This is a genomic window from Anaeromyxobacter dehalogenans 2CP-1, assembly GCF_000022145.1.
In the GTDB taxonomy this organism is placed as follows: Bacteria; Myxococcota; Myxococcia; order Myxococcales; family Anaeromyxobacteraceae; genus Anaeromyxobacter; species Anaeromyxobacter dehalogenans.
In genome coordinates this window covers 4,829,159-4,842,343 of record NC_011891.1, presented here as the reverse complement: position 1 = coordinate 4,842,343, position 13,185 = coordinate 4,829,159, and the positions used below count along the sequence as shown (strand labels likewise).

Here is a 13,185-nt window from a genome sequence, read left to right as displayed (position 1 = left end):
GATGAGCGTCACGGCAGAGCAGGTCACCTTCTGGGTGTTCGCCATCCCGCTGGTCGCCACCGCGATCGGCGTGATCATGTCCCGCAGCCCGGTGTACGCCGCGATGAACCTCGTCGCCGCGTTCTTCTTCCTGGCCGGGATCTACGTCCTCCTCGTCGCGCACCTCATCGCGTTCATGCAGATCCTGGTGTACGCGGGCGCGGTGATGGTGCTGTTCCTGTTCGTGATCATGCTGCTGTCGCTCGGCGACGAGCACCTGATCAAGGAGCCGCGGCGCGCCATGCAGCTCATCGGCGCGCTCGGCGTGGTGCTGCTGGTGGCGGTGCTCGCCTCGGCCATCGCGCAGGCGCGCACCAGCGAGCTCGCCACGCTCACCGCCGACTTCGGCACCGTGAAGGCGGTCGGCCGGGTGCTGTACACCCAGTTCCTGCTGCCGTTCGAGGTCACCAGCCTCCTGCTGCTCGTGGCGATCGTGGGCGCGGTGGTCGTGGCCAAGGAGCGGATCTAATGCCGGTCGAGTACTACCTCTGGCTCGCCGCGATCCTGTTCGGCATCGGCCTGCTCGGCGTGCTCACCAAGCGCAACGCGCTCATCCTGATGATGAGCGTGGAGCTGATGCTGAACGCGGCCAACCTCACGTTCCTCGCGTTCGCGCGCCGGAGCGGGGACCTCGCCGGTCACGCCATCGCGTTCTTCGTGATCGCGGTCGCGGCGGCCGAGGCGGCGGTCGGCCTGGCGGTGGTCATCGCCATCTACCGCAGCCGCGGCGCCATCAACGTGGACGAGGTCCGGGTCCTCTCGGAGTAGCGCGCTTTCCCGCGGGCGGGCACGGGCGGACGCGGTAAGCTCCGCGCCATGCTCGCACGCTGCGCCCGCTGCCAGGCGACGTTCACCACCGACCGCTTCGGCCGGCAGACCTGCCCGCACTGCGGCGCGGAGCTGCTCCTCGCCGATCCGAACGCGCCGCCGCCGGCCGCCGTCGAGCCGCCCCCGCCGGCCGCGCCGCCCGAGGCCGAGCCCACCTCGCCGCCCGCCCCCGCGCCCGTCTCCGGCCCCTCGGAGCCGGGCGGCCCGGTGTGGGGCGCCCCGCCGCCTCCGCCGTCCGGCGGCGAGCTGCCGCCGCCCCCTCCGCCCCCGCCCGGCGGCCACGGCGCCCCGCCGCCGTGGGGTCCGCCGCCGCCCTCCGGCGCGCCGGGTGGCTGGGGTCCGCCGCCGCCTCCCCCGCCCGTGCCCGCCGGCCCGGTGCTGGCGGCCCCGTTCGCCGAGCGGGCGCAGCGCGGCTTCCTCTCCTCGTACTTCGAGACCTGGAAGCTCGCGGCGATCGAGCCGGCGCGCTTCTTCCGGCACGTGCGGGTGGACCAGCCCGGCAGCGCCGTGCTGTTCGCGGTGATCTCGTACGCGTTCGGCGTCGCGGTCCAGTCGGTCTTCAACTGGCTCTCCGGGCAGCAGATGGTGGCGGTGATGGAGCAGCTCGCCGGCCGCATGCCGCCGGGCCAGGCCGAGCTCCTCCGCAGCTTCGTGCAGCGCGGGACCGGCGCCATCGTGCTCGGCGAGGTGCTGCTCGCGCCGCTGCTCGGGCTCGTCGCGCTCTACGTCACGGCCGGCGCGATCCACCTGCTGCTGGTCCTGTTCGGCGGCGCCCACCGCGGCTTCCCGGCCACGCTCACCACCGTCGGCTACACGTTCGGCGTGTTCGCGCTCCTGGCGGTGCCGGGCTGCGGCGGCCTGATCGCGCCGATCTGGTGGCTGGTGGCGGTGGTGATCGGCCTCTCCGAGGCCCAGCGCTGCGGCACCGGCCGCGCCGCCGCGGCGGTGCTGACGCCGGCGCTGCTCCTGTGCGTCTGCTGCTGCCTCGGGCCGCTCGGCATGCTGCTGGGCGGCACGCTCGGCGGGCTCTCCGAGCTCGGCCACGGCCCGGCGATCGACCTGTGAGGCGGGCGTGATCGGCTGGCGGCGCACGGCGCGGTTCGGGCACGCGGAGGTGTTCGCGCTCGTCGGCGCGCTCACGTTCCTCGTGGCACGCTTCGTCCCGGTGCTCTCCTTCCAGTACACCTGCCCGCTGAAGGGCCTGGCCGGCATCCCCTGCGCCACCTGCGGCATGACCCACGCGTTCGTGCACCTCGCCCACGGCGACCTCGCCGCCGCGCTCGGCGCGAGCCCGCTCGGCGCCGCGCTGGCGGGCGGGATCTGGCTGCTCTCCGCGGCCGACCTGGTCCGCGCCGCCGCGGGCTGGCCGCTGCCGGTCCCATCCCCCCGCGCCGCCCGCGCCGCCGTCGCGCTCGGCGTGGTGGCGCTGCTCGCGAACTGGGCGTGGCTCGTCGCCCGCGGAGGCGCCGCGTGAGCCCCGACCTCCTGGGCGCCCTGCTGGTCGCGGCCGGCTACCTGGCCGGCTCGATCCCGTTCGGCGTGGTGCTGGGGCGCCTCGTGCTGGGCGTGGACGTGCGCACGGTCGGCTCCGGCAACATCGGCGCGACCAACGTTGCGCGCGCCGGCGGCAAGAAGATGGGCGTGCTGGTGCTCGTTCTGGACGCCGCCAAGGCCATCGTGCCGATCCTCGTGGCGCGCCGCGTGCTCGGGGGCACGCCGCACGCCGAGTTCTGGGTGACCGCCGTGGCGGTGGCCGCGTTCGTCGGCCACCTGTTCCCGGTGTGGCTCGGCTTCAAGGGCGGCAAGGGCGTCGCGACCGGCCTCGGCATCTTCGCGGTGCTGGCCCCCTGGGCCGCGCTGGCCGGGCTCGTCGGCTACGCCGTCGCCTACGGCCTGACGCGGATCTCGTCGGTGGGCTCGCTCACCGGCACCGCCCTCTGCGCCGCCGGCGGCTTCGCGACCTACGGCCCCCGCCACCCGGTGTCCTGGGCCGGCCTCGCGATCGCGCTCCTCATCTTCGTGCGCCACCGCGAGAACATCCGCAGGCTGGTGCGCGGCGAGGAGAAGAAGGTCTAGGGCCTTCGACTCCGGCCCTTCGACTCCGGCCCTTCGACTCCGGCCCTTCGACTCCGGCGGCCCTGCGGCCCGCCTACGCTCAGGGTGAGCGCCGCGGTGCGACCGCCCTCAGTGCGTGAAGAAGAAGATCCGCACGAGCCCCGCGCAAGCCGCCGCGAGCACGATCGCCGCGCCGAGCTCGCGCCACCGGGGCCCGGTCGAAGGGCTCATGGGGTCTCCGATCAGGGAGGGGCCCCAGCGCAGCTGGGGAGGGGCAACGCCCCTCCCCGCGGGGACCGCTCGCGAGCCCGCGAAAGCGGGCGCGAGCGGTCACGGGCCCCGCGAAGCAGGAGTGGGGCCCCACGGAGCTGCGCTCCGTGGGGCGAGGGCGCAGCCCTCGTTACGATCAAGTCGCGTTCGGCACGTCGATATGCAGCTCCACGCGCCGGTTCTGCGCGCGGCCCGCCGACGTGCCGTTGTCCGCCACCGGCCGCACCGGACCCATGCCGAGCGCGGTGATCTGCTTCTCCTGCACGCCGCGGCCGACGAGCACGCGCTTCACCGCGTCGGCGCGGCGGAGCGACAGCTCCTCGTTCATCGACTTCGAGCCGGTCGCGTCGGTGTAGCCCTCGATGCGGATCCGGTCGTCGCCGTACTTGGCGAGGACGTCGCCCATCTGCTCGAGCTTGGAGATCGCCTCCGGCTTCAGCGCGGAGCTGCCGGAGTCGAACAGGATGTCGCCCTTCATCTCGACCAGCAGGCCGTTCTCGGTCCGCTTGGTCTCGGCGATCTTCTCCAGCTCCTTGTGCTGCTTGTCGAGGTACAGGCCCACCGAGCCGCCGGCGAGCGCGCCGACGCCGGCGCCGATGAGCGCGCCCTTCTTGCCGCCGAGGAGGGCGCCCACGCCCGCGCCCGCGAGGCCGCCCGCGCCGGCGCCGATGGCGGTGCGCTTGCCGGCCGTCTGGCAACCGGCGAACAGCAGGACCGCGGTCACGGCCGCGGTGAGGCGAAGAGAGGTCTTGTTCATGCGGTCCTTCCTTCCGGATGAAAGTCGTGTCGCGCCGGTCCCGGCGCCTTCGATGCCGTGGGCCCGGCGGCGGAGCGCGGACGCGCGCCCCCGCTGCGGGTGTACCGCGGACCCGGGGAGCCGGACAACCTCCGGCGCCCGCGCGGGATCGCCGCGCCGCAGGGGAACACCGCGCCACCACCGGGACTTCCCCTCCGGGCATCGCGGAAGGGAAATCCACCGGCACCGATGTAGGAGAACGTGCGCCGGTGCGTGCGCGCGAGAACGGACGGGCGATGCGCCGCGGGCGCGCGGGATCAGACGTTCGGGATCGCGCTGGTCTCGCCGGCGGGGCGGATCAGCACCTGGCGCGGCTTCACGCCGTTCGGCGGGCCGACGATGCCCTCGCGCTCCATGCGCTCGATGATCTTCGCGGCCTTGTTGTAGCCGAGGCGCATCTCGCGCTGGAGCTTCGAGACCGAGACCTCCTCCATGCGCGAGACGAGGTCGATGGCCTGGTCGTACACCGGGTCGTCCTCGTCGGGATCGTAGCCGCCCGGGCCGGCGCCCTCGCGCGCCTTCAGGATCGACTCGTCGTAGACCGGCTTGCCCTGCTCCTTCAGGAAGCCGACCACCCGGTGCAGCTCCTCCTCGGAGACGAACGCGCCCTGCACGCGGGTCACCGGCGCGGTGGCGGTGAGCACCAGCATGTCGCCGTCGCCGAGCAGCGTCTCGGCGCCGGGGCCGTTGATGATGGTCTGCGAGTCGTGGCGCGAGGCGAGCCGGAACGTGATGCGCGCGGGGAAGTTGTTCTTGATCATGCCCGTGACCACGTCGGTGGACGGGCGCTGCGTGGCGACGATGAGGTGGATGCCGGTGGCGCGGGCCTTCTGCGCGAGGCGCGCGAGCGAGATCTCCACCTCGCGCGGCGCGGTCATCATGAGGTCGGCCAGCTCGTCGATCACCACCACGATGTACGGCAGCTTCTGCGGCAGCTTCTTCTCGTCGCGCGCGGCCACCGGGTCGGCGGGCGGCGGCGCGGTGGGGTCCTCGAACTCGGGCGAGCCCGCCACCGCCTCGCCGGGCAGCGGGTGCCACCCGCCGCCGGCGGCCGCGTCGCTCGCGGCGCGAGCCGAGACCTCGTCCTCCGACTCGCCCGCGGCCACGTCCACCACCACCAGCTTGCGGGGCGGCGCGGCCTCGTCGCGGTCCTCGAAGGTGCGGCCCTCGGTGCGCAGCTTCTCCACCTTGCCGTTGTACGACTTGAGGTCCTTCGAGCCGGTGTCGGCGAGGATCTGCGTGCGCCGCTCCATCTCGTCCACGGCCCACTGCAGCGCGCGCGCCGCCTTCTGCGGGTCGGTGACCACCGGCAGCAGCAGGTGCGGGATGTCCTCGTAGGTGGACAGCTCGGTCATCTTCGGGTCCACCATGATCATGCGGACCTCCGCCGGCGTCTGGCGGAAGAGCATCGACAGGATCATGGTGTTGAGGCCGACCGACTTGCCCGAGCCGGTGGTGCCGGCGATGAGCAGGTGCGGCATCCGCTGCAGGTCCACGCAGTACGGGATGCCCTCGATGTTCTTGCCGAGGCCGAGCGGCAGGAAGCCGCCCGCCGAGGCGAACGACTCCGACTCGAGGATGTCGCGCAGCCACACGGTGGCGCGGTCGCGGTTCGGGACCTCGATGCCCACCACGCCCTTGCCCGGGATCGGCGCGATGATGCGGATCCGGGTGGCGCTGAGCGCCATGGTGAGCTCCTTGTCGAGGTTCTCGATCCGCGCGAGCTTCACGCCCGCGACCGGGGAGAACTCGTAGAGCGTCACCACCGGCCCGGGCCGGATGTGCTTGATGGTCCCGTCCACGCCGTGCTGGGCGAGCGTCGCGACGATCACCTCGGCCGTGCGCGTCAGGCCGGCCGTGTCGAGGTCCTTCGCCTTCTCGTCGTGGACGTCGAGCAGGTCGGTGGCCGGGAGCTGGAACACGTCGCCGGCCTTCTGGAACGCGAAGGCGGGCGCCTCCTTCTTCTTCTCCTTCTTGCGGGCGCGCTCCAGCATCGCCTGCGAGACCACGATCTCCGGCTTCTCGGCGCGCGCCGGGACCGGCAGCGCGGCGGGGTCCTCGAGCTCGGCCCGCACGTCGACCGCCTTCTCCGGCTCGCGCGCCTTGCGGCGGCGGCGCGGCGGCTCCTCGGCGGCCGGCTCGCCCTCTCCGGCGCCCTCGGCCTCCTCGCGCGGCTCGGGCGCGGGGGCGAGCCCCTCCACCCAGGCCGGATCCTCGAACGTGTCGCGGCGGAGCTGCTCGAGCGCGAGCGCGCCGGCCACGGCGCGGGCCTCCTCGTGCGCCTCCTCGCCGTTCGCCTCGATCTCGGCCGTCTCGGCGAGCTGCTCGGCCGCGAGCCGGCGCTCGCGCTCGGCGGCCTCCTCGGCGCGCAGCTCGGCGACGGCGACGCGGTGCTCGTCGACCGCGGTGGCGAGGCGGCGCGAGAGGAAGCCGGCGGTGGCGGCGAGCGCGCGCCAGAGCGCGGCGCCCACCGTCTGCACCTTCAGGTCGCAGGCCACGATGGCCGCCACCGTGGCGGTGGCGCCCACCAGGATGACGCTGCCCCACAGCGAGAACGCGTGGACGCTCGGCCGCGCGAGCGCGGCGCCCACCGCGCCGCCGGGCGGGAACGGGAGCGAGACGCTGCCGGCGAGCGCCAGGTGCCCGAGCGTCGCCACCGAGAGCGTGAGCACGGTGTACGCGCCGGCCGACACGAGCGTGATGCGCGGGGGCGCGCCGCGGAAGAGGCGCCAGGCCGCGGCGCCCAGGCCGAACGGGAGCACCAGGGCCGAGAGGCCCAGCACGCCGTACAGCGCGGACGCGGTCCGGTGGCCGACCGGGCCGACCAGGTTGGCGGGCGCGATGCCGTGCGCGATCAGCGCCGCGTCGAGCGAGGAGTAGGTCGCGAGCGAGAGGCCGCTGCCGAGCGCGGCGGCGAACAGGACCACCGCGCCGACGTCGCGCGCCATGCCGGTGCGCGGGGCGGCGCCGCCCTTCGCGCGCTCGGCGGGCGGGTCGCCGCGCTTTCCCTTTTCCTTCGGGGAGACACGGCGATTGGCTTTGGGCTTGCCCATGGCGACGACGGGACCTCGAGGGTGGAACACGCCGCTCGCGCGGACGAGGGCCTGCCTCCGGGAGGATATCGGGGGGTACCGGGGGGTCAATTTTTCGGCGGGGCGGGGGGCGCTCGCGTAGAATCCTGCGGAAGCGCGAGGTTTTCTCCGGGGACCGATGGACATCCGCTGCGAGCGCTGCAGGGCGGCCTACGTGCTCGAGGACGAGCAGGTGACGGCCGCCGGCGTGGCCCTTCAGTGCACCAACTGCGGGTACCTCTTCGAGGTGAGACGGAAGGTGGTGTTCGTCACCACCCCGCTCCGCCCGGAGCACGCGCTCGGCGCGAGGCCGCTCGCGCCGCCGCCCCGGGCCGGACCTCCCGCCGCCCCCGCCCCGCCGGCGCCCCCGGCCGCGCCCGCGACACCCGGCGCGCGCGCCGCCTCGCCCGCGGCGGCCCCTCCTGCGCCGCCGGACGTCCCGCGCCCGGTCGTCCCGCCCACCGCGGCCCGCATCGAGCCGCCCGCCGCGTTCGGCGCCGGCACGTTCGATCCGGGGAGCCCGCCCTCCACCAGCCTGCGGCGGAGCCGGGCGCCGCAGCTGATCCTGGCGCTGGTGCTCGCCGGCGGGCTCGGGCTCGGGGCGAAGGTGCTCCTCGACCGGATGCGCGCCCAGGTGGACCTGTTCGGCGGCGACGCCGCCTCGCCGCCGACGGAGGCCGAGCCGGCCGCGCCCGGACCGCAGCCCGGCGCAGAGCCGGCCCCGCCGTCCGCGGTCGCGCCCGAGGCCGCGCCCACCTCGCCGTCGCCCGCGGCCGGATCCCCCGGCGAGCCCTCGCCCACCGGCGCCATCGCCCCGGGCGCACCGCCGCCCACCGGCGCTCCCGCGCCCGCGCCGGCGGAGGCGCCCGGCGCCGCGCCCTCGCCGGACGCCGCGCCGCCCGCGGCCGCGCCGGAGCAGGCGGGCGCCGCCGCGAGGCCGCCCGCGGGCGCCGACGCGCTCGCGCAGGCCGGCCGCCTGCGGAGCCGCGGCCAGATCGCGCGGGCGCTCGAGCTCTACCGCGGCGTGCTCGCCGCGGATCCCGACAACGTGGCGGCCCTGACCGGGCAGGGTTTGTGCTATCTCGATCTCGCCCGCTACCCTTCCGCCGAGGCGGCCTTCCAGGCGGCGCTGCGGGTGGAGCCGGAGAATCCGGACGCCACCCTCGGGCTCGCCGAGACATACCGGTGGCAGGGGAACGACGCGGAAGCCATCAGGTACTACGAGCGGTACCTCGCGCATCATCCCGACGGCGAGGAGGCCGCGGTCGCCCGGAACGCCATCGACGCACTGAGGAGATGACCATGTCCGACAAGGGAACGCCGGGGAAGCCGTCCACCACCGAGGACGAGTACTTCGTCCGCGAGGACGCCGAGAAGAAGCGGAAGCTCGCGCTCCAGCTCAAGAAGGAGACGGAGGAGTCGGAGCGGAAGCGCCTGAAGGACCTCCACTTCATGCACTGCCCGAAGTGCGGCATGCAGATGCAGGAGATGAAGCTCCGCGGCGTGGACGTGGACGTGTGCTTCTCGTGCAGCGGCATCTTCCTCGACAAGGGCGAGCTCGAGCACCTCGAGAAGCCGGAGTCGCGCGGCGTGATGAGCGCGATCCTGAACTGGTTCAAGCCGGAGTCGAAGGCGTAGGCGGCAGATGGCGCTGTCGCTCGAGGAGGTCCGGCGCATCGCCGTGCTGGCGCGGCTGAGGCTGTCCGAGGAGGAGGAGCGCACCTTCGCCGGGCAGCTCTCGGCCATCCTCGACCACGTCCGCCAGCTCGAGGAGCTCGACGTCACGGCGGTCGAGCCGATGACCCACGCGCTCGCCGCCGGCGAGCTGCCGGCGCGGCGCGAGGACGCGGTGCTCCCGTCGCTGACGCCGGAGGAGGCGACCGCCGCCGCCCCGGCGCGCGAGGGCACCGCCTTCAAGGTGCCGAGGATCATCGAATGAGCACGCCGGCGCACGAGCTCTGCCGCCTCGGGCTGCGCGAGGCGGGGGCGGGCGTCGCCGCGAAGGCGATCTCGTCCTCCGAGCTGGTCGAGGCCTCGCTGGCGCGCATCCAGGCGACGGACGGCAAGCTGGGCGCGTTCCTGGCGGTGAGCGCGGATCGCGCGCGCGCCGCCGCGAGGGCGGCCGACGCCCGCGCCGCGCGCGGCGAGCGCCGCTCCGAGCTGGACGGCGTGCCGGTGGCGGTGAAGGACCTCTTCGTCACGAAGGGCGTCCCCACCACCGCGGGCTCGCGCATCCTCGAGGGCTGGCTGCCGCCCTACGACGCCACCGTGGTGGAGCGGCTCGAGGCCGCCGGCGCGGTGATCGTCGGCAAGCTCAACATGGACGAGTTCGCCATGGGCTCGTCCAACGAGAACAGCGCGTACAAGCCCTGCCACAACCCGTGGGACCTCTCCCGCACGCCGGGCGGCAGCTCCGGCGGCAGCGCCGCGTCGGTGGCGGCGGGGCAGGTGCACGCCTCGCTCGGCACCGACACCGGCGGCTCCATCCGCGAGCCGGCCGCGTTCTGCGGCGTGGTCGGGGTGAAGCCGACCTACGGCCGCGTCTCGCGCTACGGCGTGGTGGCGTTCGCCTCGTCGCTCGACCAGGTGGGCCCGCTCGCCCGCGAGGTGGGCGACGCGGCGCTGGTCCTGCGCACCATCGCCGGCCACGACCCGCGCGACATGACCTCGTCCACCCGCCCGGTGGACGACTACCTCGCGCCGCTCGAGGACGGCGCGCGCGGGCTGCGCGTGGGCGTGCCGCGCGAGTGGCTCTCGGGTGGGCTCGACGCCGGCGTCGAGGCCGCCGTCCGCGCCGCGCTCGACACCTACCGCCGCCTGGGCGCCACGCTGGTGGACGTCTCCTTGCCGCACTCGAAGTACGGCATCGGCGCCTACTACCTCATCGCGCCGGCGGAGGCCTCCTCCAACCTGGCCCGCTACGACGGCGTGCGCTTCGGCCTGCGCGCCGCGGACGCGAAGGGGCTGAAGGAGATGTACGCGGAGAGCCGCGAGCGCGGCCTGGGCGCCGAGCCCAAGCGCCGCATCATGCTCGGCACGTACGCGCTCAGCTCCGGCTACTACGACGCCTACTACCTGCGCGCGCAGAAGGTCCGCACGCTCATCCGCCGCGACTTCGACGAGGCGTTCCGCGGCTGCGACGTCATCGCCGGCCCGGTCACCCCGTCGGTCGCGTTCAAGCTGGGCGAGCGCACCGGCGACCCGCTCCGGATGTACCTGGCCGACATCTTCACCATCACCTGCAACCTGGCGGCGCTGCCCGGGCTCTCGGTGCCGTGCGGCCTGGAGGCTGCGAGCGGCCTGCCGGTGGGGCTGCAGCTGGTGGGGCGCCCGTTCGACGAGGCGACCCTGTTCCGCGCGGCGCGCGCGCTCGAGCGCGAGCTCGGGCCGCTGCCCGCGCCCCCGGAGCCCTGAGATGCCCCTCTCCGACTTCCAGGTGGTGATCGGGCTCGAGGTCCACGCGCAGCTCCTCACCCGGAGCAAGATCTTCTGCGGCTGCTCCACCGCGTTCGGCGGCGCGCCGAACGCGCACACCTGCCCGGTGTGCCTGGGCCTCCCCGGCGCGCTCCCGGCGCTGAACCGCGCGGTGGTGGAGATGGCGGTGCGGACCGGTCTCGCGCTCGGCTGCGAGATCCGCCCGAAGAGCGTGTTCGCGCGGAAGAACTACTTCTACCCGGACCTCCCGAAGGGCTACCAGATCTCGCAGTACGAGCTGCCCATCTGCGAGGGCGGCGAGGTGACGTTCACGCTCGAGGGCCGCGACCACACCGCGCGGCTGGTCCGGATCCACATGGAGGAGGACGCCGGCAAGAACGTGCACGACGTGTCCGCGGACGGCGCCTCCGGCGTGGACCTGAACCGCGCCGGCGTGCCGCTCGTCGAGATCGTCTCGCGCCCGGACCTGCGCTCCGCCGAGGAGGCCGTCGAGTACCTGAAGGCGCTGCGCGCGATCCTGATGGCGCTCGGGGTGAACGACGGGAACATGCAGGAGGGGTCGCTCCGCTGCGACGCGAACGTGTCGGTGATGCGCAAGGGCGCCTCCGAGCTCGGCACGCGCTGCGAGATCAAGAACATGAACTCGTTCCGCTTCCTGAAGCAGGCGATCGAGTTCGAGGCGCGCCGCCAGGTGGAGCTGATCGAGGCGGGCGAGCCGGTGGTGCAGGAGACGCGGCTGTTCGACCCGGACCGCGGCGAGACCCGCTCGATGCGCTCGAAGGAGGAGGCGCACGACTACCGCTACTTCCCGGAGCCGGACCTGCCGCCGGTGATCGTCGAGGCGGCGCTGGTGGAGCGGATCCGCGGCGAGCTGCCGGAGCTGCCGCGCGCTCGGGCCGAGCGCTACCAGCGCAGGCTGGGGCTCTCCGCCTACGACGCCGGCAACCTGGTGGCGGACGCCGCGGTGGCGGCCTGGTTCGACGCGGCGCTCGGGGCGTACGGCGCCGGCCCGGAGGCGGCGAAGAAGGTCGCGAACTGGGTGACCGGGGAGCTGGCGCGGCTGGCGAACGAGACCGGCGAGGCGCCCGCCGCCTGGAAGATGACGCCGGCGCGGCTCGCCGCGGTGCTGCGCCTCGTCGACGCCGGCACCATCGGCGGCCCGGGCGCGAAGCAGGTGGTGGAGGAGGTCTTCCGCACCGGCGCCGAGCCCGACGCGGTGGTGAAGGCGAAGGGGCTCGCGCAGGTGTCCGACGAGGGCGCCATCGAGGCCGCGGTGGACAAGGTGCTCGCCGCGAACCCGGGCGAGGCGGAGAAGTACCGCGGCGGCCGCAAGAACCTCCTCGGCTTCTTCGTCGGGCAGGTCATGAAGGAGATGCGCGGCAAGGGCAACCCGGCGGTGGTGAACGCGCTGCTGCGCAGGAAGCTGGGGGACTGATCGTGGCGCGCTGGGCAGGGTGGGGTGCGGGGCCGGCCGGCGCCGGCGCGACCGGCGGCCCGAGCCGGATCTTCCTGGGCGTGGCGCTGGCGGGCTCGGCGGTGGTGGCCGGGGTGCTGGGCGCGCAGGGGCGCTGGCCGGCGGCCGGCGTGGCCGCCTGCGCGGCCGGGTACTTCGCGCTGCGGCTCTTCGCCGGGCTGGGCAAGGGAGAGCGATGACGGTACGTGAACCCCTGCGGCCGGTGCTGTACGACGACGCCCGCGATCTGGTGCGCCTGCTCGACCAGAAGGCGCTGCCGGCCGAGGAGCGCTGGCTCGAGCTCTCCACCGCCGACGCGGTGGCGGCCGCGATCAAGGACCTCACCGTGCGCGGCGCGCCCGCCATCGGCGTGGCGGCGGCCTACGCACTGGCCGTGGAGGCGCGGCGGGGCGCCGGCCCGGAGCGGCTGCGCGCCGCGGCGGACCTGCTCGCCCGCGCCCGGCCCACCGCGGTGAACCTGGCCTGGGCGGTGCGGCGCATGTCGGCGCGGCTCGGCGCGCCGGCCGCGGACGTGCTCGCCGAGGCGCACGCCATCCGCGACGAGGACGAGGCGGCCTGCCGCCGCATCGGCGCGCTCGGCGCGCCGCTCGTGCCCGCCCGCGCCCGGGTGCTCACCCACTGCAACGCCGGCGCGCTCGCCACCGCCGGCTACGGCACCGCGCTCGGGGTGGTGCGCGCGGCGGTCGAGTCCGGGAACGCCATCTCGGTGTTCGCCGACGAGACGCGCCCGTTCCTGCAGGGCGCCCGGCTCACCGCCTGGGAGCTGCACCGCGACGGCATCCCGGTGACGCTGCTCACCGACGGCATGGCCGGCTGGCTCATGGCGCGCGGCGAGATCGGCTGCGTGGTGGTGGGCGCCGACCGCATCGCCGCGAACGGCGACGTGGCGAACAAGATCGGCACCTACGCGCTGGCGGTGCTCGCGGCGCACCACCGGCTGCCCTTCTACGTGGCCGCCCCGTGGTCCACCGTGGACCTCGCCACGCCCACCGGCGCGGACATCCCCATCGAGGAGCGCGGCGCCGACGAGGTGGTCATGCTGGCCGGCCAGCGCATCGCGCCGGTCGGGGTCCCGGCGCGCTACCCGGCCTTCGACGTCACGCCCGCGGCGCTCGTCACCGCCATCGTGACCGAGCGCGGCGTGGTGCGCGCGCCGCACGCGGCCGGGCTGGCGGCGCTGGCCAGCACGCGGTAGCGCCGGGGTAGGCGGTCCGGCG

14 protein-coding genes are annotated in these 13,185 nt (G+C 74.8%); 12 read left to right on the top strand and 2 right to left on the bottom strand.

Annotation, left to right across the window (positions count from 1 at the left end):
- Position 1 precedes the first annotated feature (1 nt).
- The 5 genes from A2CP1_RS21905 to plsY are packed head-to-tail and all read left to right on the top strand — an operon-like array spanning position 2 to position 2,943.
- Positions 2 to 508: an NADH-quinone oxidoreductase subunit J family protein gene (locus A2CP1_RS21905; RefSeq protein WP_015935363.1), complete on the top strand. Its 507-nt coding sequence runs from the start codon at positions 2 to 4 to the stop codon at positions 506 to 508.
- Complete coding sequence (gene nuoK / locus A2CP1_RS21900) at positions 508 to 807, top strand: NADH-quinone oxidoreductase subunit NuoK (RefSeq protein WP_012528283.1); 300 nt, start codon at positions 508 to 510, stop codon at positions 805 to 807. Before A2CP1_RS21905 ends, nuoK begins: the two co-directional genes overlap by 1 nt.
- A 48-nt stretch (positions 808 to 855) precedes the next feature.
- On the top strand, positions 856 to 1,932 hold the full coding sequence (locus tag A2CP1_RS21895; protein ID WP_015935362.1) for a YIP1 family protein: 1,077 nt from the start codon (positions 856 to 858) through the stop codon (positions 1,930 to 1,932).
- A gap of 7 nt (positions 1,933 to 1,939) precedes the next feature.
- On the top strand, positions 1,940 to 2,341 hold the full coding sequence (locus tag A2CP1_RS21890; RefSeq protein ID WP_015935361.1) for a DUF2752 domain-containing protein: 402 nt from the start codon (positions 1,940 to 1,942) through the stop codon (positions 2,339 to 2,341).
- A complete protein-coding gene (gene plsY, locus A2CP1_RS21885; protein WP_015935360.1) occupies positions 2,338 to 2,943 on the top strand; it encodes a glycerol-3-phosphate 1-O-acyltransferase PlsY in 606 nt (201 codons plus the stop codon). The genes A2CP1_RS21890 and plsY overlap by 4 nt, the downstream gene beginning before the upstream one ends.
- 385 nt (positions 2,944 to 3,328) lie before the next feature.
- On the opposite strand, the gene A2CP1_RS21880 is transcribed toward plsY, so the two are convergent.
- A complete protein-coding gene (locus A2CP1_RS21880; protein WP_015935358.1) occupies positions 3,329 to 3,949 on the bottom strand; it encodes a YiaD family glycine zipper/OmpA-like lipoprotein in 621 nt (206 codons plus the stop codon).
- Positions 3,950 to 4,245: 296 nt separating this feature from the next.
- Complete coding sequence (locus A2CP1_RS21875; protein ID WP_015935357.1) at positions 4,246 to 7,041, bottom strand: DNA translocase FtsK; 2,796 nt, start codon at positions 7,039 to 7,041, stop codon at positions 4,246 to 4,248.
- Between the two features lie 157 nt (positions 7,042 to 7,198).
- Here A2CP1_RS21875 and A2CP1_RS21870 point away from each other — a divergent pair, with 157 nt between their 5' ends.
- From A2CP1_RS21870 to mtnA, 7 genes are read left to right on the top strand one after another with little or no spacing between them, the layout of a single operon-like run.
- Positions 7,199 to 8,359: a tetratricopeptide repeat protein gene (locus A2CP1_RS21870; protein WP_015935356.1), complete on the top strand. Its 1,161-nt coding sequence runs from the start codon at positions 7,199 to 7,201 to the stop codon at positions 8,357 to 8,359.
- A gap of 2 nt (positions 8,360 to 8,361) precedes the next feature.
- Positions 8,362 to 8,697 (top strand): TFIIB-type zinc ribbon-containing protein, encoded by a 336-nt coding sequence (locus A2CP1_RS21865; protein ID WP_012528276.1) that lies wholly within the window; start codon positions 8,362 to 8,364, stop codon positions 8,695 to 8,697.
- Between the two features lie 7 nt (positions 8,698 to 8,704).
- Positions 8,705 to 8,998 carry an Asp-tRNA(Asn)/Glu-tRNA(Gln) amidotransferase subunit GatC gene (gene gatC / locus A2CP1_RS21860; RefSeq protein WP_015935355.1) on the top strand — a complete coding sequence of 98 codons (294 nt, stop codon included), beginning with the start codon at positions 8,705 to 8,707 and terminating at the stop codon, positions 8,996 to 8,998.
- Entirely contained in the window at positions 8,995 to 10,473 is a 1,479-nt protein-coding gene (gene gatA, locus A2CP1_RS21855) for an Asp-tRNA(Asn)/Glu-tRNA(Gln) amidotransferase subunit GatA (RefSeq protein WP_015935354.1), read from the top strand. Before gatC ends, gatA begins: the two co-directional genes overlap by 4 nt.
- Before the next feature lies 1 nt (position 10,474).
- Positions 10,475 to 11,929 (top strand): Asp-tRNA(Asn)/Glu-tRNA(Gln) amidotransferase subunit GatB, encoded by a 1,455-nt coding sequence (gatB, locus tag A2CP1_RS21850; RefSeq protein WP_015935353.1) that lies wholly within the window; start codon positions 10,475 to 10,477, stop codon positions 11,927 to 11,929.
- A 2-nt stretch (positions 11,930 to 11,931) separates the two neighbouring features.
- A complete protein-coding gene (locus A2CP1_RS21845; RefSeq protein WP_015935352.1) occupies positions 11,932 to 12,147 on the top strand; it encodes a hypothetical protein in 216 nt (71 codons plus the stop codon).
- Positions 12,144 to 13,163 (top strand): S-methyl-5-thioribose-1-phosphate isomerase, encoded by a 1,020-nt coding sequence (gene mtnA / locus A2CP1_RS21840; protein WP_015935351.1) that lies wholly within the window; start codon positions 12,144 to 12,146, stop codon positions 13,161 to 13,163. The genes A2CP1_RS21845 and mtnA overlap by 4 nt, the downstream gene beginning before the upstream one ends.
- Positions 13,164 to 13,185: the final 22 nt, after the last annotated feature.

Coding starts and splice junctions, on each gene's coding strand:
- A2CP1_RS21905 (WP_015935363.1), top strand. CDS start 2: ATGAGCGTCACGGCAGAGCAGGTCACCTTCTGGGTGTTCGCCATCCCG.
- nuoK (WP_012528283.1), top strand. CDS start 508: ATGCCGGTCGAGTACTACCTCTGGCTCGCCGCGATCCTGTTCGGCATC.
- A2CP1_RS21895 (WP_015935362.1), top strand. CDS start 856: ATGCTCGCACGCTGCGCCCGCTGCCAGGCGACGTTCACCACCGACCGC.
- A2CP1_RS21880 (WP_015935358.1), bottom strand. CDS start 3,949: ATGAACAAGACCTCTCTTCGCCTCACCGCGGCCGTGACCGCGGTCCTG.
- A2CP1_RS21875 (WP_015935357.1), bottom strand. CDS start 7,041: ATGGGCAAGCCCAAAGCCAATCGCCGTGTCTCCCCGAAGGAAAAGGGA.
- A2CP1_RS21870 (WP_015935356.1), top strand. CDS start 7,199: ATGGACATCCGCTGCGAGCGCTGCAGGGCGGCCTACGTGCTCGAGGAC.
- A2CP1_RS21865 (WP_012528276.1), top strand. CDS start 8,362: ATGTCCGACAAGGGAACGCCGGGGAAGCCGTCCACCACCGAGGACGAG.
- gatC (WP_015935355.1), top strand. CDS start 8,705: ATGGCGCTGTCGCTCGAGGAGGTCCGGCGCATCGCCGTGCTGGCGCGG.
- gatA (WP_015935354.1), top strand. CDS start 8,995: ATGAGCACGCCGGCGCACGAGCTCTGCCGCCTCGGGCTGCGCGAGGCG.
- gatB (WP_015935353.1), top strand. CDS start 10,475: ATGCCCCTCTCCGACTTCCAGGTGGTGATCGGGCTCGAGGTCCACGCG.
- mtnA (WP_015935351.1), top strand. CDS start 12,144: ATGACGGTACGTGAACCCCTGCGGCCGGTGCTGTACGACGACGCCCGC.